The organism is Pseudomonas sp. RL_5y_Pfl2_73 (assembly GCF_963970515.1).
Lineage (GTDB): Bacteria > Pseudomonadota > Gammaproteobacteria > Pseudomonadales > Pseudomonadaceae > Aquipseudomonas.
Map to the genome: position 1 here is coordinate 1 of NZ_CAXAPD010000050.1, position 23,005 is coordinate 23,005.

Annotated in this window: 10 protein-coding genes; 6 read left to right on the forward strand and 4 right to left on the reverse strand. The window is 62.7% G+C overall.

The annotated features are described in order from the left end of the window. Positions 1-3,022, reverse strand: a 3,022-nt coding sequence (locus AACY42_RS27265; protein WP_339483571.1) for a non-ribosomal peptide synthetase, incomplete at its 3' end; no start/stop codon positions are given. A 360-nt stretch (positions 3,023-3,382) separates the two neighbouring features. Between AACY42_RS27265 and AACY42_RS27270 the strand changes: the two genes are divergently transcribed. The 3 genes from AACY42_RS27270 (at position 3,383) to AACY42_RS27280 (ending at position 6,522) form a co-directional block, all read left to right on the forward strand. After that, positions 3,383-4,387: a cupin-like domain-containing protein gene (locus tag AACY42_RS27270; RefSeq protein ID WP_339483572.1), complete on the forward strand. Its 1,005-nt coding sequence runs from the start codon at positions 3,383-3,385 to the stop codon at positions 4,385-4,387. Next, positions 4,384-5,754 carry an MFS transporter gene (locus AACY42_RS27275; protein ID WP_339483573.1) on the forward strand — a complete coding sequence of 457 codons (1,371 nt, stop codon included), beginning with the start codon at positions 4,384-4,386 and terminating at the stop codon, positions 5,752-5,754. Before AACY42_RS27270 ends, AACY42_RS27275 begins: the two co-directional genes overlap by 4 nt. Before the next feature lie 156 nt (positions 5,755-5,910). Then, positions 5,911-6,522 (forward strand): aspartyl/asparaginyl beta-hydroxylase domain-containing protein, encoded by a 612-nt coding sequence (locus tag AACY42_RS27280; RefSeq protein ID WP_339483574.1) that lies wholly within the window; start codon positions 5,911-5,913, stop codon positions 6,520-6,522. A 586-nt stretch (positions 6,523-7,108) separates the two neighbouring features. Here the strand turns inward: AACY42_RS27280 and AACY42_RS27285 are convergent. The 3 genes from AACY42_RS27285 to syrB1 are packed head-to-tail and all read right to left on the reverse strand — an operon-like array spanning position 7,109 to position 11,196. Beyond that, complete coding sequence (locus AACY42_RS27285) at positions 7,109-8,335, reverse strand: alpha/beta fold hydrolase (RefSeq protein WP_339483576.1); 1,227 nt, start codon at positions 8,333-8,335, stop codon at positions 7,109-7,111. Positions 8,336-8,395: 60 nt separating this feature from the next. After that, on the reverse strand, positions 8,396-9,331 hold the full coding sequence (syrB2, locus tag AACY42_RS27290; protein ID WP_339483578.1) for a syringomycin E biosynthesis L-threonyl-[L-threonyl-carrier protein] 4-chlorinase SyrB2: 936 nt from the start codon (positions 9,329-9,331) through the stop codon (positions 8,396-8,398). A 17-nt stretch (positions 9,332-9,348) separates the two neighbouring features. Continuing rightward, complete coding sequence (gene syrB1, locus AACY42_RS27295; RefSeq protein ID WP_339483580.1) at positions 9,349-11,196, reverse strand: syringomycin E biosynthesis L-threonine--[L-threonyl-carrier protein] ligase SyrB1; 1,848 nt, start codon at positions 11,194-11,196, stop codon at positions 9,349-9,351. A gap of 521 nt (positions 11,197-11,717) precedes the next feature. Between syrB1 and AACY42_RS27300 the strand changes: the two genes are divergently transcribed. From AACY42_RS27300 to AACY42_RS27310, 3 genes are all read left to right on the forward strand, one after another. Further along, positions 11,718-12,779, forward strand: a complete 1,062-nt coding sequence (locus AACY42_RS27300; RefSeq protein WP_339483582.1) for a TauD/TfdA family dioxygenase — start codon at positions 11,718-11,720, stop codon at positions 12,777-12,779. A 34-nt stretch (positions 12,780-12,813) separates the two neighbouring features. After that, positions 12,814-14,523 carry a cyclic peptide export ABC transporter gene (locus AACY42_RS27305; RefSeq protein ID WP_339483584.1) on the forward strand — a complete coding sequence of 570 codons (1,710 nt, stop codon included), beginning with the start codon at positions 12,814-12,816 and terminating at the stop codon, positions 14,521-14,523. Between the two features lie 381 nt (positions 14,524-14,904). Further along, positions 14,905-23,005: amino acid adenylation domain-containing protein (locus AACY42_RS27310; RefSeq protein WP_339483585.1), on the forward strand; the 8,101-nt coding region annotated here is incomplete at its 3' end.

Below are 23,005 nucleotides of genomic sequence, written 5' to 3' on the forward strand. Positions count from 1 at the left end.
GGCCGACCTGAGCCAGTTGCAGCAGGTCTTTCCAGATTTCAGCGAGGGCGATTTCAGTGTCGCCCTGGGGCGCCTCGTAGGTTTTGCTGGCCAGGGACTCCAGGCCGGGGGCCGGCAGGGCGCGACGATCAAGCTTGCCGTTGGCGGTCAGGGGCAGGGCATCGAGGTGGACGAAGGCACTGGGTACCATGTACTCAGGCAAGTGCTTGAGCAAAGTGCTGCGCAGTTGTTCGGCCGGAATCGGTTTGCCGCAGACATAGGCGACCAGGCGCTTGCTGTCCGGCTGCCCCGGATGGTCCTCCCGGGCAATGACCACCACTTCACGCACACCTGGGCACAACGCCAGGGCCGCTTCGACTTCGCCGATCTCGATGCGCAAACCACGGATCTTCACCTGGAAGTCATTGCGGCCCAAATACTCCAGGGCACCGTTGGCGAGCCAGCGGCCGAGGTCGCCGGTCTTGTACAGGCGCGCGTTCGGCGCGGTGCTGAACGGATCGGCCACGAAACGCTCGGCGCTCAATTGCGGTTGGTTCAGGTAACCCCTGGCCACGCCGATACCACCAATGTGGATCTCCCCGGCGACGCCCAGCGGTTGTGGTGCGCCACGGCCATCGAGCACGTGCATCTGGATATTGGCGATCGGTCGGCCGATGGGCACGCTTTCGCCAGGGTCACTGGCGCGGCATTGCCAGGCCGTCACGTCGATGGCCGCTTCGGTCGGACCATAGAGGTTGTGCAGCTCAATCCCTGGCAACTGCTGTTCGAAACGCCGTTGCAGGCTGCGGGGCAAGGCTTCGCCACTGCACAACACACGCTGCAGATCAGGGAAGGTTTGTCCGTCATGATGTTCGAGGAACAGATCGAGCATCGACGGCACGAAGTGCAACATCGTGATGCCGGCCTGGCGAATCAATCGGGCCAGGTAGTCCGGTTCCTGATGGCCACCCGGGCGCGCCATGACCAGCTCGGCGCCGGCCAGCAGCGGCAGGAAAAACTCCCAGACTGACACGTCGAAACCGAACGGGGTCTTTTGCAGCACTCGATCGTTGGCATCGACGCCGTATTCGTCGCGGGCCCACAACAAGCGGTTGACCACGCCGAGGTGTTCGTTCATCACCCCCTTCGGGGTGCCGGTGGAGCCGGAGGTGTAGAGCACATAGGCCAGGTGAGTGGGTGTCAGGCCGAGGGTTTGCGGGTCCGGGTTGTGTTCAGGGTGCGCGGCCAGTTGGGCGTGATCATCGAGGGCCAGCAGCGGGGCACTCGACGGTGGCAGCAGGTTTTGCAGCGCCTGGCTGGTCAGCACCGCCCGAGGGCTGCTGTCGTCGAGCATGAACGCTTGGCGTGCGCTTGGCAGGTCCGGGTCGATGGGGACGTAGGCGGCCCCGGCCTTGAGCGTCCCCAGCAGGGCGACGACCATTTCCGGTCCACGCCTCAGGCTTATGGCCACTCGGTCATCCGGTTTTACGCCCAGCTCGATCAGGCGATGGGCCAGCTGATTGGCCTGGTGGTTGAGTTGCGCATAGCTGAGCAACGGCCCGGCGTCGTCGCGTACGGCACAGGCGTGCGGACGCTGTTGGGCTTGCTGTTCGAACAATTGGTGGATCAACACTTCCTGCGGATAGTCGCGGGCTGTGGCGTTGAATTCGACTTGGCGTTGTCGCTCGGCCTGGCCCATGAGCGGGTATTGCCCCACGGGCGTTTCATGCTGCTCCAGCACCGCCTCGAGCATCGAGACGATGCGTTGTTGCAGGTGCCGGGCCTCTTCCAGGCTGAAGTAGGCGGTGTTGAAGTTGAAATCCAGGTGGACGTCTTCGAACGGATGGTAATCGCGCACGAAGATCGCCATGGGCGTCTGCTCATAGCCGTTGTCCATGGTGATGACCGTGGACGAAGTGCCGCCGAACTGATCGTCGCCGTTGAGGCTTTCGAACGACAGTGACACATCAAACAGCTGTCGACGCCCGGTCTGTGCCAGGCGCAGGGTGCGATTGAGCTCGGCGATGGGGAAGCGCTGGTGACGGTAGCAGCGGCGCAGTTGCCCGCCGGCGGCATGCATCAGATCCAACAGCGAGGCGTCGAAGTCGACGGGAAGGCGAATCGGACTGACGGAGGAAAACATGCCCGCGGTTTCTTTCGCGCGGGCCGTGGTCCGGTTGTGTACGGGCATGCCGATGACGAGTTCATCGACGCCCACGGTGCGGCAGAAATAGGTGGCCACCACGCTGATCAGCACATGGGCGACCGAGAGGCTGCGTTCGCTGGCAAATTGCGTCAATGCGTTGTACAGCGCCCGGGGCAGCATCGCCTGGACCTGGGCACTGGGCGCCAGTTCGTTGGCCTGGCCGGTCTTGAAATCGGCCCGGCGCTGCAGCAGCGATGGTGGCATCTGTGCGTAGGTGTCCTGCCAGAACTGGCGGTCGCGCTCATAGCGGGATGAGGCCAGGTAAGCCCGGTCATCTTCCAGAAACGACAGGTAGGAATGCCCTGGGGCGACTTCATCGTTGCCGGCCAGCAACCCGTTGTAGGCTGAACCCACGGCATGGCCGATCAGGGCCACGCCAATGCCGTCGGTGACCAGGTGGTGGTAACGGGCGAGCCAGTAATGGCGGTTCGGGCCGCAACGGACCATGCGTGCGTCCCAGAGTCGGCCAGTCAATGACTCAAAGGGTTGGCGAAAGGCGTTACGCAGGTACTCGGTGGCCAGGCCGGCGTCGGCCTCGGCCTCGGAGAACTCCACCACCTCCAGGTTCACCTTGACCTCGGGCAGGACTCGCTGGCGACCAGTGCCGCCTTCATGGCTGAAGCTCAGGCGCAGGGTGTCGTGCCGGTTGGCGACCAGTTCGATGGCTTTCTCGAACAATGCAATGTTGATCTGGCCCTTGATCTCCAGGGACATGCCGATGTTGTAGTAGGGCAGGTCCGGGTGTGCGAGCTGATCCAGCCAGATACCCTGCTGGACGGAGGCCAGCTCGTGGGACGCGGAGTCTTGGGTAGGCAACATATCGGTCGACGAATCCATTTCGGAGCACCTGCTTGCAGAATCAATTGAGGCTTTTCTCCGTTCGAATGGCAGTGATGAAGGCCTGGACGACTGCCAGTCGGCGGAATCAATAGCCGTGGAGAAGGACATCGGGGGCGGCGCAAAGCGTTGGGGCGACGGGGTGACGAGGGCTGCGTTGCGAGCCGTCGAAGGTCCTGTCCTGCCGTTCGGCTGCACCTGACATCCCTTCACAAAGTGAGAAAAAATTAGAGCATCCGCCTTGGGATGTCTGTCATGGGAAGCAGGGACAACAGCGCGGAACGGGGCTTTGCGGCGCTTGGGCGCGGTCGCGCGAGTCTGTTATACCAACGGCCCTGAGTGTGCTTGCGAGGGTCGAAAATGCCATTAACCGCCGAACCGGACCGCCCAGCGACGAAGTTCTGGAGCTTGTCCCGCTTTCCCAATCACCCACAGGCAGGCGCGGTCGAGGTGATCGATGCGCTGGCGATTTCCAAAGAGGAGTTCACTCGCCGCTATGTCAATCGCAACCGTCCCTGCCTGGTCAAGAATGCGGTGCGGCATTGGCCGGCTTTTCACAAATGGCAACGCCTGGACTACCTCAAGGCGCACTCGCGCAACAGTGCGGTGGTGGTGCGCTCGCAGATCGTTTCCGAGGTCATCGGCTGGTCCAATCCCCAGGTCAAGGCCGAGCTGACCGAGTATGCCAACACGGTCTATCGGGAAGTGCCGTTTCACCAGTTTCTTGACGACTTGAGCGTAGGTGATACGCCGCTGGTGGCCGACAGCTGCCGGTTCTCGGAAGGCTCGGCCATCGAGCAGATGAAAGAGGACGTGGGTGGGCTGCCGTTCATGCCGCAGTTGGGCAAGTCCCGGCACTATCCGCCCCATCGCAGTTTCCTGTACCGCAACTCCTATACTGATTGGCACTTCCATGTCGTCGACGAAACCTTCATGGCCCAGGTCGTCGGTGCCAAGGAGGTGTTGTTGTTACCGCCGGACGAAGCCAGTTGGCGGGCCTTGCGCCCGGTGATCGAGGAGGCGGGCTACCTGTACGACATCGACACCGGGCGCTTTCCGGGCACTCGCGGGCTGCGGGCGCTGCGTACGGTGGTGGAACCGGGGGATGCGTTGTACATCCCGGTCTACTGGTGGCACGCGGTGCAATCGATGGACGATGAGTTCGGCGCCACCGTCGCGGCGACGTTCCCGACGCCCCTGCATGTCAGTGGCAATATCAGCTCGCCCATCGCCAGGCGGGTGTTGCGGGCCTATCTGTTTTCCCGTTTTGCACCGTTGGTGTTTGGCGCGGTGCTCTATTCCCTGGCCTATCGGTTGCTGGACAAGTTGATTGGTGTTGTCACGCCTCGCGATGTGCGCCCATGAGCGTGGGGAGCGGCCGCCGGGGTTTTGACCTGGGGCGCGGATTCTATTTGCTTTGGTGCGGCGAGTCGCTGGCGGTGGTGGGCACGGCGCTGATGGAATTCGCCCTGGGCGTCTGGGTGTACAACCAGACCGGTTCGGCGGTGGCCTTTGCCAACGTGGTACTGGCGGCAACACTGCCGGCGGTGCTGTTCTTGCCTTTAGCGGGCGGCCTGGCGGACAGGATCAGCCACCGGGTGATCATTGTCTGTTGCGATGTGACCCTGGCGGTGTTGCTCCTGGGGGTCATGGCGCTGCTCTGGTTCGAAAGCCTGGAGCCGCTGCACCTGTACATTTTCAATTGCCTGGCGTCGATTGTCAGTGCCTTTCGCAAACCGGCCTATCAGGCTGCGGTCAGTACGATCGTCGCGCCCGACAAGTTCACCCGAGCCTCGGGGTTGATCAGCATCAGCAAGAACGCTTCGGCCCTGGTGGCGCCGTTGTTGGCGGGGGCGATCATGGCCAGCGCCGGGCTGGTGACGATCCTGGCGGTGGACCTGATCACCTTCTGCTCCGGCACCTTGCTGGTGATCAAGGCGTTCTCGCATGTACGAGGGACGCCAGGGCGCCAGGACGGTGCGCCCAAAGGCACGGTGTTTGGTGGCGCGCTGGGGAATGTCGCCGCGGCGCTGAAGTTCTTTGTCGCCGAGCGGCTGATGGCCGGGCTGCTGGTCTACACCATGATGCGCACGGCGCTGTTGTCACTGGCGACCCTGATGATGACGCCGTTGCTGCTGTCGACCCTGGGCAGTCAGGTCTTGGGGATGGCCTACACCTGGGCGGCCCTGGGTGGTTTGGCTGGCGCGGGGCTGCTGATTTCGATGGGCAATCCACGCCGGCTGATGGCGCTGGTGGCGGTGGCCGATCTGTTGCTGGCGGCCTGTGTCGTTGCCTTGGGGCTGGTCTCGCAAGCCGTCGCCTACTGCGCGCTGGCCTTTGTTGCGATCACCATGGCGAGCATCGCCGACGCCAGCGTGAATGCGTTGTGGATGCGCAGGATCCCCGCCGGCAGCCGTGCCAGTGTGTTTGCGCTGATCAGCATGTTGACCATCGCCAGCACCAGCCTGGCGGTGATTGTCGGCGGCTTCCTGGTGGACCACTGGTTCCAGCCCGCCTTGGTACCCGGCGGCCTTTACGCCGATTCGATCGGACGTTGGCTGGGCGTGGGGCCGGGGCGTGGTGTGGGGTTGCTGTTTGTGGTGGCCGGTGGGTTATTCGTGCTGCTGCCATTGAGCGTCTTGCTCTATGGGCCGATGCGTCGACTGGACGAGCCTCCGACGCCGATGGCCGCCCCGCGAATGACCGAACCCCCCCAGGCCGAGCCCCTCTAATGTCGGTCGGGCTCGGTGTACCTGATTCCCGTGACAGACAGGCCACGCCCGGTGGGTCACCCTTGCCGGGCTTTCCTGCTACGCCCTCAAGCACCCGGCGGACAGGACCATCTGGCATCGCCAGCGGAATCGACAACCTCAATAAAAGGAGTACCTATGCGTCCGGCGTTTTATGATCCCAGCCGTTTTCCGCAACTGAAGAATCTGGCTGATAACTGGGAAGTGATCCGTGAGGAGTTTCTGGCCCTCAACGCGCCCACCCTGACGATCAACCGCGTGGGCAAGCAGATCGCCGAGATTGTCGAAGAGATCGACGCCCACATGGCGGCTGGTGGAGAGTATGGCTGGCTCTGGGGATGGGGAGACGACATGGATATCATGCCGGAGTGGACCCAATACGGCCTGGTGGCCTACGACACCCCGATCCCCTACGCCCGCGACGCCATGCCCGGGACTATCGAGCTGCTGAGCAAGATTCCAGGTATCAAACTTTGCGCCTTGTTGCGTATGGAGCCGAACGTGTTTCTCGGTACTCATTCTCATACCGGCACTTGGGAAGAAGGTTTGCTGCACATGCAACTGACCATCGATGCTCCTACCACGCAGAACTATGCCTACCTCAATGTCAATGGCAGCTTTAACCAGAGCACCAATGGCAATCTGGTGATTTTCGATGGGTCCCTGGACCACTTTGCGGTCAATGCGTCCAGGGCTCACCGTACGGTGTTGTATCTTGAGTTTCATCGTGAGAAGCATATGGTGGCTTGATGTGCCGCTGTTCCCAGGGAATGGTGGCGACCGAGAGATTGGGGGCGCCGCTAACCCATTGTGGGAGCGGGCCTGCTCGCGAAGAGGCCGGCACATCCAGCATCTTCATCAACTGAGCCACGGCTATCGCGAGCAAGCTCGCTCCCACACTGGATTTTCAGCAGCCACAAAACTTATGTGCACCCAGTTCCCCTGTGGGAGCGAGCTTGCTCGCGAAGGGGCCGACACATTCAACATCTTCATTGACTGGGCCACCGCTATCGCGAGCAAGCTCGCTCCCACACTGGAGTTTCAGCAGACACAAAATTCATATGTGGCCGGTTCCCTTGTGGGAGCGAGCCTGCTCGCGAAGAGGCCGGCACATTCAACATCTTCATTGACTGGGCCACCGCTATCGCGAGCAAGCTTTGCTCCCACGGAGCAATGCCGGAGTGAGGGCATGCCGAGCCCTAGCGAGGCACCGAGTGGTGGGGCAGAAGCGTTTTGGTTACTTTCGCCTGGGCCGGCATTCCGGCTCTTCAAAGGCGACCCGCCGTCAGGGCGGAACCCTAAGTGGCCGTTACCGAAGAAACGGATATTCACACCTTCAGGCCGGGTAACCCAATCTCACCGTCGACTCAAGCGCCGACTCCAGAAAACGAAAAGCCGTCTGCTTCGAAACCTGGGTCGACTCGAAGAACGCCAGGTGGCTGCCATTGCGCTCCACATGCAGCAGGGCATCGCTGATGGCCTCGGCAATGTGCTTGGAACCACCCAGGTGGGTGGTTTCATCGCAGTCGCCGGCGACGACCAGGGTGGGCACCGTGATCTGTTCCAGCCGCGACTTCAAATCAGTCTTGTTCAGCGCATCGTTGAGTCGCGCATAACGATAGAACAACTCTTCGTTGACGTAGGGATAGAGCGCCGCATGGGCGATGGAGTCCGGAATGGTCGCCAGGGTGGCCTGATCCAGGAACAACGCCTGCAGGTCGCTGGCCTCGTTGCGATCCACGGCGGCCGACTCCATCAGCCATTCGAAATTCTGCTGGTGGGCAGTGCGCAGGCTGTCGTCCCCCAAGTTGTAGTCGCCGTGCCACAGGCTCAGGGAGTTGACCCGGTCGGTGTGGGTGGCCGCGGCGCTGAGAGCGATCACCGCGCCACCGCAGATACCCATCAGGTGCGCGTTTTCCAGGCCATAGTGGTTCATCACATTGATCAAGTCGCCCACCTGGGCGTCGGTGTCCACGGATAACTGGTCGAACGAGGTGCAGGAGCCGAACAGCCCGCGGGTTTCCCAGGTGACCACGAAGAACCTTTCGCTCAGCGCATTGAACCAGTCGCGGCACAGGTCGAACGGCATGCCGCAGGGCAGGGCGAGGACGATGGCCGGGCGATTTCGATCGGTGTTGGCATGGACTGACAGCGCCACGTTGTCGCGGGTGATCAGGTGCAGTGTCTCGACCTCGGGCACTGCACCGCTGAAATCGAAATGCCTGACCAGGCGCCCGAAATCCTTGGCACTGTCGACGTCGTCGAAGTGGTCATAGGCAAACTCGAGGGCCTGGCAGATTTTCTTACTGATGAACATTTCGAAAGACGACAGTTGCGCCTCACCGTCATGCACGTACTGCACGGCTTTGACGCCGATCCTGGCGAACGCGGTGTTGACCGCGCGTTCCGTGGCTCTCACGCTGGAGGAAGCATGGTCGGGTGCCGCGTCACTGCCCTGGGCCAGAAAGCTCAGGCAGATGGGATCGGGCAAATGGATGGCAAGGTGCCTAAGCATCCTCACGGTCTCACACAGGCGCGTCGCTGCGTCGGTGGAAATAGTCATGGATTGGGGACTCCTGTCAGGCACGTTGCGCACGCCAACTGTCATGTGGCATTGAAAAAGTCAGACGGCTTCGAACTTTTTGCCTCGTGTGGTGTGGGTGACAAGGCGATTGTATTCAGGCGTCGTCTCGCCGATGACCTGCACCGCGCCGTACTTCTCAAGGCTGATACGTCCACCGTATTCCTCGATGTGGTCGGAGTCCGGATATATCTTCACGAACGACGGCACATAGCGCGAGGCGAAGCCCATGCGCATGTCCTGGGACTCACCGCTGTGGGGATAGGAAGCGTGCATCAGGGTCGACCAGAAAATGATGAACTGGCCGGCTTTCATCTGCATGGGCATGGCGGAGGCTTCATCAGGCTTCCAGTTTTCGTCGATCTGCAACTGGCGATAGTCGTAGCCGAAGAAACCGCGTCGCACGCCATCCTTGACCACCGAGCTGTTGTTGGCATCGGGGTCGTAGGCCATGCGCTTGGTTTCGTCGTAGTTCATGCTGTTCTGGGTGCCGGGAATGAATTGCAGGCAACCGTTGGCGATGTTGGCGTCGGTGAAGGCGGTCCAGACGGTGATGGTGCCGCCGAAGTCTTCGTTTTCCGGCCACAGGATCTGCGGCTTGCCCGAGGCATTGGCGAAGGTGTCGGCCTGGTGCCAGTCGGTGCCTTCGTCGCCCGGGTATTTAGGGAAAAACTCGGTGCGCCAGCACAGCACGTCCGGGCCGAGGATGCTTTCGACGCGGTCGCAGATTTGCGGGCGGCAGATGTGACTGGCGAGAAAATCGTCGTCCAGGTGGCGATCGTAGTTGGCAATGTTGGTACCGCCGGAGATCGCATCCAGGTCCTGGTATGCCGCGGCACTGCGGTCGAGCAGACGCAGGCGGGTGCGTTTCCAGGTCTCTTTCATTTCTTCTGGCGAATAGGCGTCGAACGGTCCGATGAAACCGTTCTTTTCAAAGGACGCACGCTCTTGCGGGGTCAAGGCGAATTTTTTGCTCATGGGCTTTTCCTTTTCGATCAATGGGCTTGAACAAGGGAGCGCTGGATACAGCCGGCCAACACTTTGGCGGTCGCGCCATCGGCCAACACGCCTGGGTCGAGGTTGACCCGGTAATGGGCCTTTAGCGTGCTCAACGAGCGGATCAGGGCCAGGGAGGTGCCGCCGAAATCGAAGAAGTCATCGTTCAGGCCGATGTTCTTCAGGCCGATGTCGTCCGACCAGACCTTGAGCACGAACTGCTCCTGTTCGGTGAGGCCCGGTTCACTGGTGTGGAGCGCGGTCGCCGGCACGGAATCGGGCGAGGGCAGGCGGCCTTTGTCGATCTTGCCGTGGTCGGTGACCGGCAACGCGGCCAGTGGGATGTAGGCCGAGGGGCGCATGTAGTCCGGCAGGGTCGTGGCCACCTGTGCGGCGACTTCGCTGCGCACCTGTTCGGTCCAGGCGGTCACGCCATGGGTTGGCACCACATAGGTGACCAGGCGCCAGTCGCCATCGCCGTAATCGTGACCGGCCACGTGGGCGGCGGCTACGGCGGGGCTGGCTTGCAGGCAGGCCTCGACTTCGCCTGGCTCGATGCGGAACCCGCGGATCTTCAGCTGTTCATCGCAACGACCGGCATAGCGATACTCGCCGTCGTCTCCCAGCACCAGCAGGTCGCCGGTGCGATAGGCACGGCTCGGGGTGTCCGGCAACTGGACGAAGCGCCCGGCGTTCAGGGCGGGACGATTCAGGTAGCCCAGGGCCACACCGGCGCCTTCGATGTAGAGCTCACCGGCGTTGCCTTGAGGCACCGGTTGCTGATCGGCGTCGAGCAGGTGCAGGCGCCAGCCATCCAGTGGCGCGCCGATGGACACCATAGCGGCGCTTTCCAGGTCCTGGCCACGTACCCGTTTGAAGGTGGTGTGGACGGTGGCTTCGGTGATGCCGTACATGTTGATCAAGGCAGGCTTCTGATCGCCATGCCGCTCAACCCACGGTCGCAGCACGGTGGCTGGCAGCGCCTCGCCACCGAACACTACATAGCGCAGCGCCAGGGGTGCAGTGGCAGAGCGGTCAGCCTCATCCAGGCCGCGGAACGCCGATGGCGTCTGGCTCAGGACGGTCACGCCCTGGTCGGCTAGCCATTGACGCGTGCCACTTGGCGAGCGCGACACGTCGTAGGGCACCACAGCGACATGGCCACCGTGGGCGAGGGCGCCCCAGATTTCCCATACCGAAAAATCGAAACCGATGGAATGGAACATCGACCAGACGTCGTTTTCGGTGAAGGCGAACGAACGTTGGGTACTGTCCAGCAGGCGGCTGACGTTACCGTGCGCCACCAATACGCCCTTGGGCTCACCGGTGGAGCCGGAGGTGTAGATGACATAGGCCGGGGCGTCGTCGGGGTTGCGTCGGTCGATGGTGGGCAGCGGTTGCAGGGTCGGACCGGCCAGCAACTCGGCCAGGGACAGGACGCGCACGGACGCGCTCTGCGGCAGATCGGCGAGTTCACCGATCATCAGGCTCAGGCCGCTGTCGCGCACGATGTGTTCGACACGTTTGCCAGGGTACTGCGGATCGACTGGAACGTAAGCGCCACCGGCCTTGAGGATGCCCAGCAGGCTGATGACCAGATCGACGCCACGTGGCAGGCACATTCCCACCAGCATGCCGTCCTGGACGCCTTCCTGGCGAAGCCTGGCCGCCAGCTGTGACGAAGCCGTGTCGAGTTGTGCGTAGCTCAATGAGCGAGACGCGTCGGACACCGCGGTTCGCTCAGGGAATTCACGGGCCCGGGCGAGGAATGTTTCATGCAGGAATGCACCGGGCGTGAGGGGGGCTGGCGCGGGGTTGACCGAACCGCCAGTGTTCTTAATCGGCATGACTAACGCTCCTGTTAAATGCCAGGCACAACCTGTTTGCGTGTTGCGCAAACCAATGTGCTTGAGACGTCACTGCGACCCACGGCATCGTTTGCGGTACCTGTGCAATTCGCAGCTCGCGCATTTCAGCACCGACTTCGTGTCGGCGTCTGTCGCGGGAAATGGGGACAAGCGAGCCTTATGCGGATCGACGTGCATCGATGCGTCGGTGCAATGGCCGGTGGTGGGCTCTGTTTTGGTGTGTATATCCGTTGCTGCGGTAACGGCTGCTGGCGGAACCCTAAGCCGCCGTTACGCAAAAAACGGATATACACCCCATCCGCTCGTAAAAAAACCATACCTCTTGAAACTGAAGATCAGCAGATCCAGAAACGACCTAAGTAACCACCATTACAACCTCTGTCCCGGTTTGCGGTGCCAGACATCCCCCCGGATCAATGTTTTTATCCTTGCCCGATGGTAGGGCGCATTGGTCCGGCCCTGCGACGTGGATCCGACGATCCGTGGTTCAGGAGTTATTCATGAGTCTTCAAACTGACGCTTCGCCCGCCATCCCCGTTGACGGGATGACGGATTCGCTTGTCTGGCCAGGTCACGGGGGCGGCGAATCGGTCAGGCTGTCGTTACTCGCCGACGGCTTGAGTTTGCCGGTGGTGATCGAGCCGATCGAGCCGGGGCTGGATCCTTCGTTGTGGGCCAACACCCATCGCCAGGCCATCGAGGCGTTGCTGTGTCGTCACGGCGCGGTGCTGTTTCGCGGTTTTGACCTTGGCTCGGTGCCAGCCTTCGAGGCGTTCGCCGAAGCCTTGTCGCCTGGGTTGCACGGCAGCTACGGCGACCTGCCGAAGAAGGAGGGCGGACGTAACGTCTACCGCTCCACGCCGTATCCCGAGCGCGAGATGATCCTGTATCACAACGAGAGCTCGCACCTGGAAAGCTGGCCGCGCAAGCAATGGTTCTATTGCGAGCAGCCGTCCCGGGTGGGCGGCGCGACGCCGCTTGCTGACATCCGCCAGGTCCTGAAATGCCTGCCTGAGGAGGTGGTGGCCCGGCTCGAACAAAAAGGCCTGCGCTACAGCCGCACCTTCACCGCCGGTGTCGAGCCCAGCTGGGCGTCATTCTTTGGCACCACCGAGCGCGCCGTCGTCGAGCAGCGTTGCCGGGAAGAGGGCACCGATTTCGAATGGCTCGACGCTGACACCTTGCAAGTACGCACCCTCTGCCCGGCGGTTATCCAGCACCCGGTGACCGGGGAGCGGGCTTTTTTCAACCAGGTACAGCTGCACCATCCGTTCTGTCTCGGCGAGGAAATGCGCGAGGATCTGCTCGATATGTTCGGCGCCGACCGATTGCCGCGCATGGTCAGTTATGGCGATGGAACGCCGATAGAAGACGACGTCATGGCGTTGCTCGGCGAGGCCTATGAGGCCTGTGCGGTCAGGTTCACCTGGCGCAAGGGCGATGTGGTGATGCTCGACAACATGTTGGCCGCCCACGCTCGCGATCCTTACGAGGAACCACGCCTCATCGTGGTGGCGATGGGCGAGATGACCGCCCGTGGCGATGTATGGCGACCGGTGTGAGCCCTTTAGCGACTCCATTCGAGGATAGCAACCCATGAAAAAAGAGCAGAAAGCGAAGAAAGAGAAGAAGCCCAGACCGGGCTCGGTCATGCGCCTGTTGTGGCGCAACCATCCCTGGCTGACGCTCTTTACGTTGATCTGCGGTGTCATCAGCGGGGTGGCGTCCATCGCGGTGGTGAGCGTGATCAACGAGGCTATCCACAATGACGGCTCGCGCCTGCAGGCGCTGTACTGGTTCATCGGGCTCAGTGCCACGGCGCTGATCTTGCGCAACGGTGCAGCTTTGTTCCCGGCCTACGCCAGCATGCGGATCATGACGCGCTTGCGCATTGCACTGTGTCGCAAGATTCTCGCCACGCCACTGGAAGAGGTGGACCGGCGTGGCCCGCCCAATGTGCTGACGATGTTGACCAACGACATCCCGCAACTGAATACGACGCTGATCATCATGCCCACGATCCTGGTGGAGGCGACGGTCTTTCTGTTCGGCATCGGCTACCTGGCCTACCTGTCGTGGGTCGTGCTGGCCTTGACGGTTTCACTGATGATCCTGGGGGTGGGGCTGTATCTGTTCTTCTTCTCCTGTGGCGTCAGGAACACCTCCCGTGTGCGGGACGAATACACCGCGTTCAATGAATACACCCACGCCCTGGTGTTCGGTCTCAAGGAGCTCAAGCTCAATGGCGTGCGGCGCCGTTGGTTCGGTCGCTCGGCCATCGAGGCGTCTTCCACCCGTGTGGCGCGCTACAACTTTGTCGAGCGGCTGTGGTACACCGCCGCCGACAACGTCGGGCAATTCACGCTGTCGTTGCTGATCGGTTGCTTGCTGTTCGCCGCACCCCTGGTCGGTGCCGTCGATCCGAAAATCATGACTGCCAGCGTCCTGGCCGTGCTGTACATCATGGGCCCGTTGTCGTTGCTGGTCGGGGCGATGCCCTTGCTGGCGGCGGGCCGGGTGGCGTGTACGCGTCTTTCGGAGTTCGGTTTCTCGATCAACGATTCGCACCCGGAGCCTATCGAGACCGATGTGCCCAAGGTCCATCTGCTGGAGCACAAGAAGTCGTGGAACCGGATCGAGTTGAAGGCCGTTCGCATGCATTACCAGGAGCTGCACGCCGAGACCGGTTTCTCCCTGGGCCCCATCGACCTGACGGTACAGACTGGAGAGTTGATCTACATCGTCGGTGGTAACGGTTGTGGCAAAAGCACCTTGGCCAAGCTCATCTGCGGGCTCTACATTCCCCAGGGCGGCGAGGTTTTGCTCGATGGCAAGGCCATCACCGAGGAAAGTCGCAACGACTATCGCGATCTGTTCTCCGCGGTGTTTTCCGATTTCCACCTGTTCAACCGCCTCATCGGCCCCGACGAAGAGGACGGCAGCCCGACGCTGGCGCGCAAGTACCTGGAAACCCTGGGGCTGGCCGACAAGATCAAGATCGAAGGACTGGGGTATTCCACCCTTAAGGCCTTGTCCTATGGCCAGCAAAAACGCCTGGCGCTGGTGTGCGCCTACATGGAGGACCGCTCGGTCTACGTACTGGACGAGTGGGCCGCGGACCAGGATCCGCCGTTCAAGAAGTTCTTCTACGAGGAACTGCTGCCCGACCTCAAGCGCCGTGGCAAGACGGTGCTGATCATTACCCATGACGACCAGTACTTCCAACTGGCCGATCGCATCATCAAGTTGTCGGATGGCCAGATCGTTTCCGACATCAACTGCGCCCTGCGCGACAAACGAGCCTGAATGTCCATTCAGGCCTCATCGTCCGGCTTGCGCTGTCGCGACAGTACTGCTGAACACCCGTGAACAACGCTTGGCATTGACCCACCCGGCAGACGTGCATCCCCGCCGGGTGGCGATGCCATGCAAGAACGCTCCGATCGTTCGACGCTCGACCGATCTCACGCCGCGCCGGCTACTTGCGCGGATTTGCATCAACACCAGGCGTGCCTGTTGCATTCAACCCGGGCAGCACTGACAAATCTCTGAGAAGGACCGTATGAAATTTTTCTTTGCGCGTGTAGTGGGTGATGTTGTTGCAACGGGCTGTTCGGCCGAGCGGGGCCATGAGCAACAGCAGGTCAGTTCATTGTCGGTGAGTGTTCAGGTGTCGGAGGGACGGGTATGAACCAGTCCCTGTCGTTTTCGCAAACCTACCCGTTGACGGCCGCCCAGCGAGACATCTGGCTGGAGCAAATGGTCCAGGGCGACTCCCCCCTCTACAACATCGGAGGTTACCTGCACATCGAGGGTGTGGTTGACGCCGAGCGGTTCCAGCAGGCAATCGACTTGTTGGTGCAAAAGCATGATGCCCTGCGCACGGTATTGCTCCGTGAAGCCGACGCAGGTGGCGTGCCGATGCAGATGCTGGCCGATACGCTGGCGGTGCAGGTGCCTGTGCATGATTTGTCGGATCTGCCCGACCCGCAGGCATCGGCACAGGCCTGGGTCGAGCAGCGGATGGCGATGGCGTTTCCACTGGATGGCGGGCCGCTGTTCCGCCTGGCGCTGCTCAAGCTCAATGGCGCATCGTTCTATTTCGTCATCCAGGTGCATCACATCGTCCTGGACGGCTGGAGCATCGGTTTGATGTTCAAGGAACTCGGCGAGCTCTACAGCGCGCTGGAAAGCAACCAGACGCCAGACGTGGCAGCACCGTCCTACGTGGCGTTCATCGAGGACGATGCGCGCTATCGCGATTCCCCGCGGTTTGCCCGTGAACGGCAGTACTGGCTGGAAAAATACCAGGAAGTGCCACCGCCCTTGTTCGTGGCCCGCAACCGTGATCGCTACCCTGATGGCATGGCCCCCAGCCGCCATGCCGTATGGCCCTACGCTCGGTCGCTGAACGAGCGGATCGACGCCCTGGCGCAGGTGCATCAGTCCTCACGCTCGGCTGTGCTGCTGGCTGCGCTGTACGTTTATTTTGCCCGCACCACCCAACGTGAAGAGCTGGTGATCGGTTTGCCGGTCCTGAATCGCTCCAACGCGTCCTTCAAGAAAACCATGGGGATGTTCACCCAGGTGAGTGCCGTGCGGTTGCGCTTCAGCGCCGAGCTGTCATTCGGCGAGCTGGTCCACGACGTGGCGCGCACCCTCAAGCAGGACTATCGCCACCAGCGCTTCCCCCTGAGCGACATGAACCGTTCGCTGGAATTGCTGCAGGGCAACCGTGCGCAGTTGTTCGACATATCGTTCTCCTATGAGCTGGACGATCACCAGTTCATGTTCGGGCAAGCCCCGGCGCGTTCGTTCAAGTGCTCGAACGGTCACGAACAAATGCCGTTGGCCATTCACGTGCGCAGCAACCCGCACGACGATAACGCCTGGCTGCACTGGATCTACAACGCAGCTTTTTTCCAGGACGGTGAAATCGAGGCGATGGCCGAGCGCTTCATGCAGGTGCTGGAGCAAGGCTTGGGTCATGACGCATTGCCGATCTGCGAGTTTGTACTGCCGACGCCGGCCGAGGCCCTTCAGCTACAGGCCTGGAACGCCGACGACGGGCAGCACTATGAGCACGACCGCACGATCCATGGCCTGTTCGAAGCGCAAGCGGCCGCGCAACCCGATGCGGTGGCAGTGGTGCATGAAGACCAAGCATTGACCTACGGCGAGCTCAATGCCCGGGCCAACCAAGTCGCCCATCGCTTGCTGGCGCTGGGTGTTCGCCCGGACGACCGGGTGGCGATTTGTGTCGAGCGTGGCCTGGACATGATCGTCGGCCTGTTGGGTATCCTGAAGTCCGGCGCCGGTTACGTGCCGCTGGACCCGGCCTATCCGCCGGAGCGCCTGGCCTTCATGCTCGAGGACAGCACCCCGTCGGCCTTGCTCACCCAGTCGGCGCTGGAGGTGCAACTGCCGGCGCTGTCTGCGCCGGCGTTATGGCTCGATCAGCCCGCCAGCGCGGGGATCGCTGAACAGCCGTCGCACAACCCCGACGTCGCGGCGCTGACGTCGCACCACTTGGCCTACGTGATCTACACCTCGGGCTCCACCGGGTTGCCCAAGGGCGTGATGGTCGAGCATCGCAACGTCGCACGGCTATTTTCGGCGACCCAACTGTGGTTCGAGTTTGGCCCTCAGGATGTATGGGCGCTGTTCCATTCCTTCGCGTTCGATTTCTCGGTTTGGGAAATCTGGGGCGCGTTGACCCATGGCGGCCGCTTGCTGGTGGTGCCACAACTGGTCAGTCGTTCCCCGCAAGACTGCTACGCACTGGTGTGCGAGGCCGGGGTCACGGTCTTGAATCAGACGCCGAGTGCCTTCCGCCAGTTGATCGCGGCCCAGGGCGAAAGCGAGCTGCGCCACAGTCTGCGTCAGGTAATTTTTGGTGGCGAAGCGCTGGACACTCGCATTCTCAAGCCGTGGTATGACCGTGCAAGCAATGCCGGGACGCAATTGGTCAACATGTACGGCATCACTGAAACGACGGTGCACGTGACGTACCGTCCGCTTGAAGCCGCCGATGCGCAGTGGGGCGGGGGCAGTCCGATCGGCAAGCGTATCCCTGATCTGCGCCTGTACCTGCTCGACCCGTACGGCCAGCCCGTGCCGGTGGGCGTGGCAGGCGAGTTGTATGTCGCTGGCGCGGGGGTGGCACGGGGTTACCTGAACAGGCCCGAACTCAATGACACCCGCTTCATCGCCGATCCGTTCGACAGCACTGCCGGGGCACGGATGTATCGCACCGGCGATCTCGGTCGCTGGCAGGAGAACGGTGAGCTGCAATACCTGGGTCGCAACGACGAACAGGTGAAAATCCGTGGCTTCCGTATCGAGCTTGGCGAGATCGAGACGAAGCTTGCGGCGTGCGAGGGTGTGCGCGAAGCGGTGGTCATCGGCCGTGAAGACACGCCGGGCGATCAACGCCTGGTGGCCTATCTGATCGCCGGCGAAGGCGCACAACTGTCGGCGGCCGAACTGCGTTCGAACCTGCTGGGTTCGTTGACGGACTACATGGTGCCCAGTGCCTTCGTGGTCCTTGAACGGTTCCCGCTGACCACCAACGGCAAGCTCGATCGCAAGGCACTGCCGGCGCCCGATGCACAGGCGTATGCCCATCGCGTGTTCGAAGCGCCGGTAGGCGACGTGGAAATCACCCTGGCCGGGCTCTGGACTGAACTGCTCGGCGTCGAACAGGTAGGGCGCCATGACCGGTTCTTCGAACTGGGTGGTCACTCGCTGCTGGCGGTCAAGCTGATCGAGCGCATGCGCCAAGTCAATCTGGACACCGATGTGCGGGTGCTGTTCGGTCAGCCAACCCTGGCGACACTGGCGGCCGCCACGGGCAGCAGCGGTGGCATTGTCGTACCGGACAACGCCATTGTCCACGATGCCCAGCGCATCACGCCAGACCTGCTGCCACTGGCAACGCTGACCCAGGACGAAATCGACCGTATTGTCGCGGCGGTGCCGGGTGGGGTGAGCAACGTCCAGGACATCTACGCGCTGGTGCCATTGCAGGAAGGCATCCTGTATCACCATCTGGCGACCGCCCAGGGCGATCCCTATCTGCTGCAAGCGCTGTTGCGCGTGGGCAGTCGCGAACAGTTGGATGCGTTCGTCCAGGCCTTGCAGGCGGTGGTCGAACGGCACGACATCCTGCGTACGTCAGTGATGTGGGAAGACCTGGGCGAGCCGGTCCAGGTGGTCTGGCGCCAGGCCCGGCTGATGGTGGAAGAACTCGCCTTGAATGCGGCCGATGGCGACATCGCCGAGCAGCTGCGGGCCCGCTTCGATCCTCGCCATACCCGCTTCGACCTGCGCCAGGCACCGATGATGCGCATCCACGTGGCCGAAGACCTCGTCAGCGGCAGTTGGGTCGCGGTGTTGCTGTTCCATCACTTGATCGATGACGCCACGTCCCTGGGCATGCTGGGCAAGGAAATCGAGGCCCACCTGGAAAACCGTGCGGGTGAATTGCCCAGGTCCGTGCCTTATCGCAACTATGTGGCGCAGGTGCGCTTGGGCAGCGATCCTGGTCAACATGAAGCGTTCTTCAGCGAAATGCTCGGGGACGTGGACGAGCCGACGCTGCCGTTCGGCTTGCAGGATGTGCAGGGCGACGGCACCGGTATCGAAGAGGCTTCGCTGTCCCTGGCTGCCGACTTGACCCAGCGCCTGCGCGCCCAGGCACGGCGCCTGGGAGTCAGCACGGCGAGCCTGCACCATTTGGCCTGGGGCCAGGTGGTGGGGCGCTTGTCCGGCCGCCAGGATGTGGTGTTCGGGACGGTCTTGATGGGACGCCTGCACAGCGGCCAGGACGACGGTCACGCTTTGGGCATGTTCGTGAACACGCTGCCGTTGCGCGTCGAGGCAGGGGGGCAGGGTGTGCTGGCCGCGCTGAAGGCCACCCACGAGCGCCTGGCGGCGCTGCTTGGTCACGAGCATGCGCCGTTGTCCCTGGCGCAACGTTGCAGCGGGGTCGCCGCGCCGACGCCACTGTTCAGCGCGTTGCTGAACTACCGGCAAACCGCGGTGGCTGCGCAGGCACCCAACGACGCCGGTCAGGCGCGAACCTGGGCTGGGGTCGAGATCCTCGGCGGCGAAGAGCGGACCAACTACCCACTGTCGCTGTCGATAGACGACCTGGGCGAGTCGTTCGGGCTGACGGTGCAAGCCGTGGCCGGCGTCGGCGCGCAGCGCGTTTGCGCCTATATGAATACGGTGCTCGAAGCACTGGTCGATGCGCTCGATCAAGCTGTCGACTCACCGCTGCATGACCTGGATATTGTTCCCTCCAATGAGTGGCGTCAGTTGGTCGAGGACTTCAATGCCTTCGATACGGCCTACCCGGCGGGGTTGCTGATCCATCAATTGTTCGAAGCCCAGGTCCAGGCCCGGCCAGACGCTGTCGCGCTGACGTATCAGGACGCGTGCCTGAGCTACGGTGAACTGAATCGGCTGGCGAACCAGATTGCCCATCGCCTGATCGAGCAGGGAATCGGTGCCGATGATCGTGTGGCGATCTGCGTGGACCGCAGCCTGGAAATGGTCGCGGGGCTGCTGGGTATCCTCAAGGCTGGTGCTGCTTATGTGCCCCTGGACCCGGCCTATCCGAGTGAACGCCTGGCCTACATGCTGGAGGACAGCGCGCCCAAGGTGCTGCTGACCCAGCGCGAATTGCAGGCCCGCTTCCCGCAGCCGAGCATGCCGGTGTTGTTACTCGATCCCGAGGCACGCGATGCCGCGGGTATCAGCGCCCAACAGCAAACCAATCCGCACGTGAGCAGCCTAAGCCCCGACGGCCTGGCGTATGTCATCTATACCTCGGGTTCCACCGGCCAGCCCAAGGGCGTTGCCATGCCGCACCGGGCCCTGGTCAACCTGATGCAGTGGCAAATCGAACAGGCCCAGCAGCAAGGCCGCGCGACCGTCCGCACCTTGCAATTCGCGGCCCTGGGCTTTGACGTTGCCTTCCAGGAGATGTTCAGCACCCTGTGCGCCGGTGGCGAACTGTCGTTGATCCATGCTGATGTCCGATTGAATTTCCACCGTCTGTTCCAACACATCCGCGAGCAGCGCATCGAGCGCCTCTACCTGCCGTGTGTCGCCCTGCAGGCGTTGGCCGAAGCGGTGGTGGGCGACGGTGAGGACGGTCCGCTGGCGTGCCCGCTGCAGGACGTCATCACCGCGGGCGAGCAACTGCGCATCACGCCACAGATCCGTGATTTTTTTGCCCGCCTGGACGGCTGCCGCCTGCACAACCACTACGGCCCGACCGAATCCCACGTCGCCACCGCGCTGACCTTGCCGGACGATGTCGCCGCCTGGCCTACGCTGCCGGCCATCGGGCACCCGGTGGCCAACACCCGCATTTATCTGCTGGACGAACACCTACGCCCGGTTCCGGCCGGCGTGGCGGGCGAAATCCACATCGGCGGCGTGTGCGTTGCCCGTGGCTACCTGAACCGCGATGACCTCAGTGCCGAACGTTTCATTCGCGATCCGTTCACGATGGATGGCCAGGCGCGCCTGTACAAGACCGGTGACCTGGGGCGTTACCAGCCCGACGGTTGCATTGAATACCTGGGGCGCAACGACGATCAGATCAAGATCCGCGGTTTCCGTGTCGAGCTGGGAGAAGTCGAGGCCAGGCTTTGCCAGCACGCCGGGATCAAAGAGGCGGCGGTCATCGCCCGTGAAGACAGCCCTGGCGACAAACGCCTGGTGGCGTACTTCACGCCTGCGGTCGCGGACCTGTGGCCCGACGCCGATTCACTGCGCGCGCATCTGCAAGCACTCTTGCCGGACTACATGGTCCCGGCGGCCTATGTGCGCCTGGAAAAACTGCCCCTGTCGCCCAACGGCAAACTGGAGCGACGGGCGTTGCCGGCGCCCGAGGCGGACGCCTTCGCCAGCCGTGCCTATGAAGCACCGCAGGGCGAGGTGGAAACTGTGCTGGCCCGGCTCTGGACCGAGGTACTCGGCGTGGAGCGGGTGGGGCGCCATGACCACTTCTTCGAGCTGGGCGGACATTCGCTGCTGGCAGTGAAACTGATCGAGCGGATGCGCCAGGCCGGCGTGAGCGCGGATGTGCGCGTGTTGTTCGGTCAACCAACCCTGGCCGCCCTGGCCGCAGCGGTGGGCGGTCGTGCTGACATCGTGGTGCCGGCCAATGGCATCGTCACCGGTTGCCAGCGGATCACGCCGGCCATGCTGCCGCTGGTGTCGCTGGACCAGCCCACCATCGACCGGATTGTCGCCACGGTGCCTGGTGGGGTCGGCAATGTGCAGGACATCTACCCGTTGGCCCCGCTGCAAGAGGGGATTCTCTACCACCACATTGCCGCGCAAGCGGGCGACCCGTACTTGCTGCAAGCCACGTTTGCCCTGGACAGCCGTGCCCGGCTCGATGGGTTCGTCCAGGCTTTGCAGGCGGTCATCGATCGGCACGACATCCTCCGGACCGCGGTGCTCTGGGAAGGCTTCGACCAGCCCTTGCAAGTGGTCCAGCGCCGTACCGAGCTGCTGCTCGAAGAACCGCTGTTGGACCCGATCCAAGGCGACATCGCCACGCAACTACAAGCGCTTTTCGACCCTCGGCATTGTCGCCTGGATTTGGGTAAGGCGCCGCTGATGCGCCTGGCGTGCGCCTGGGACAGTGCCCAGCAGCGCTGGGTGGCGATCCTGCTGTTCCACCACATTGCCCTGGACCATACGGCGCTGGACGTGATGCAGGCGGAAATGCTGGCGTGCCTCAACGGTGAGGCCGAGCGCCTGGACGCCGCCATGCCGTACCGCAATTACGTGGCGCAGACTCTGCTGGGTGTCAGCCGCGCGCAACACGAAGACTTTTTCCGCGAGATGCTCGGCGATGTCGAGGAACCGACGCTGCCGTTCGGGCTGCGTGAAGTACAGGGCGACGGCCGGGGCATCGACGAGGCCAAGCTGAACCTCGATAACGCGTTGAGCCTGCGCCTGCGCCAGCAGGCGCGCCAGTTGGGCGTGAGCCCGGCGGCCCTGCATCACCTGGCGTGGGCTCGGGTGCTGGGACGCTTGTCCGGGCGCGAAGACGTGGTCTTCGGCACCGTGTTGTTGGGCCGCATGCAGAGCGGCGAGGGCTCTGACCGCGCGCTGGGCATGTTCATCAATACCTTGCCGCTGCGGGTGAAGGTGGGGGCCGAGGATGTACGCACGGGTGTCAAGGCGACCCATGAGCGACTGACCGCCTTGCTCGGTCATGAACACGCCTCGCTGGCATTGGCCCAGCGCTGCAGTGGTGTGCCGGCTTCGTTGCCGCTGTTCAGCGCCTTGCTCAACTACCGCCACAGCCCGCTCCAGGACATCGACGGCATCGAGCGTTGGGCGGGAGCACAGGTGTTGGCGGTCATGGAACGGACCAACTATCCATGCATGTTGTCGGTCGACGACCTGGGCGAAGGCTTTCTGTTGAGCGTACAGACGGCTGGCGCTGTCGATGCCCGGCAGGTCGGCACCTACATGGAGACAGCTTTGGCGAGTCTGGTGGAGGCGCTGGAGTTCGCGCCTCAGTCGCCGGTCAATGCGCTGGATATCCTGCCTGGAGACGAGCGTTGGCAGTTGTTGCGGGATTTCAACGCCACCGAGGCTGACTATCCGCAGCAGCAGACGATTCATGGGTTGTTCGAGGAACAGGTCCAGCGTACCCCGGATGCCGTGGCGGTGATTCGCGGCGGGCAACGCCTGAGTTACCGCGCGTTGAACGAGCGGGCCAACCGCCTGGCCCATTACCTGCGCAAGC

Bases quoted from the DNA above. Each gene is read 5' to 3' on its own strand.
- AACY42_RS27270 (WP_339483572.1), top strand. From the start codon at position 3,383: ATGCCATTAACCGCCGAACCGGACCGCCCAGCGACGAAGTTCTGGAGC.
- AACY42_RS27275 (WP_339483573.1), top strand. From the start codon at position 4,384: ATGAGCGTGGGGAGCGGCCGCCGGGGTTTTGACCTGGGGCGCGGATTC.
- AACY42_RS27280 (WP_339483574.1), top strand. From the start codon at position 5,911: ATGCGTCCGGCGTTTTATGATCCCAGCCGTTTTCCGCAACTGAAGAAT.
- AACY42_RS27285 (WP_339483576.1), bottom strand. From the start codon at position 8,335: ATGACTATTTCCACCGACGCAGCGACGCGCCTGTGTGAGACCGTGAGG.
- syrB2 (WP_339483578.1), bottom strand. From the start codon at position 9,331: ATGAGCAAAAAATTCGCCTTGACCCCGCAAGAGCGTGCGTCCTTTGAA.
- syrB1 (WP_339483580.1), bottom strand. From the start codon at position 11,196: ATGCCGATTAAGAACACTGGCGGTTCGGTCAACCCCGCGCCAGCCCCC.
- AACY42_RS27300 (WP_339483582.1), top strand. From the start codon at position 11,718: ATGAGTCTTCAAACTGACGCTTCGCCCGCCATCCCCGTTGACGGGATG.
- AACY42_RS27305 (WP_339483584.1), top strand. From the start codon at position 12,814: ATGAAAAAAGAGCAGAAAGCGAAGAAAGAGAAGAAGCCCAGACCGGGC.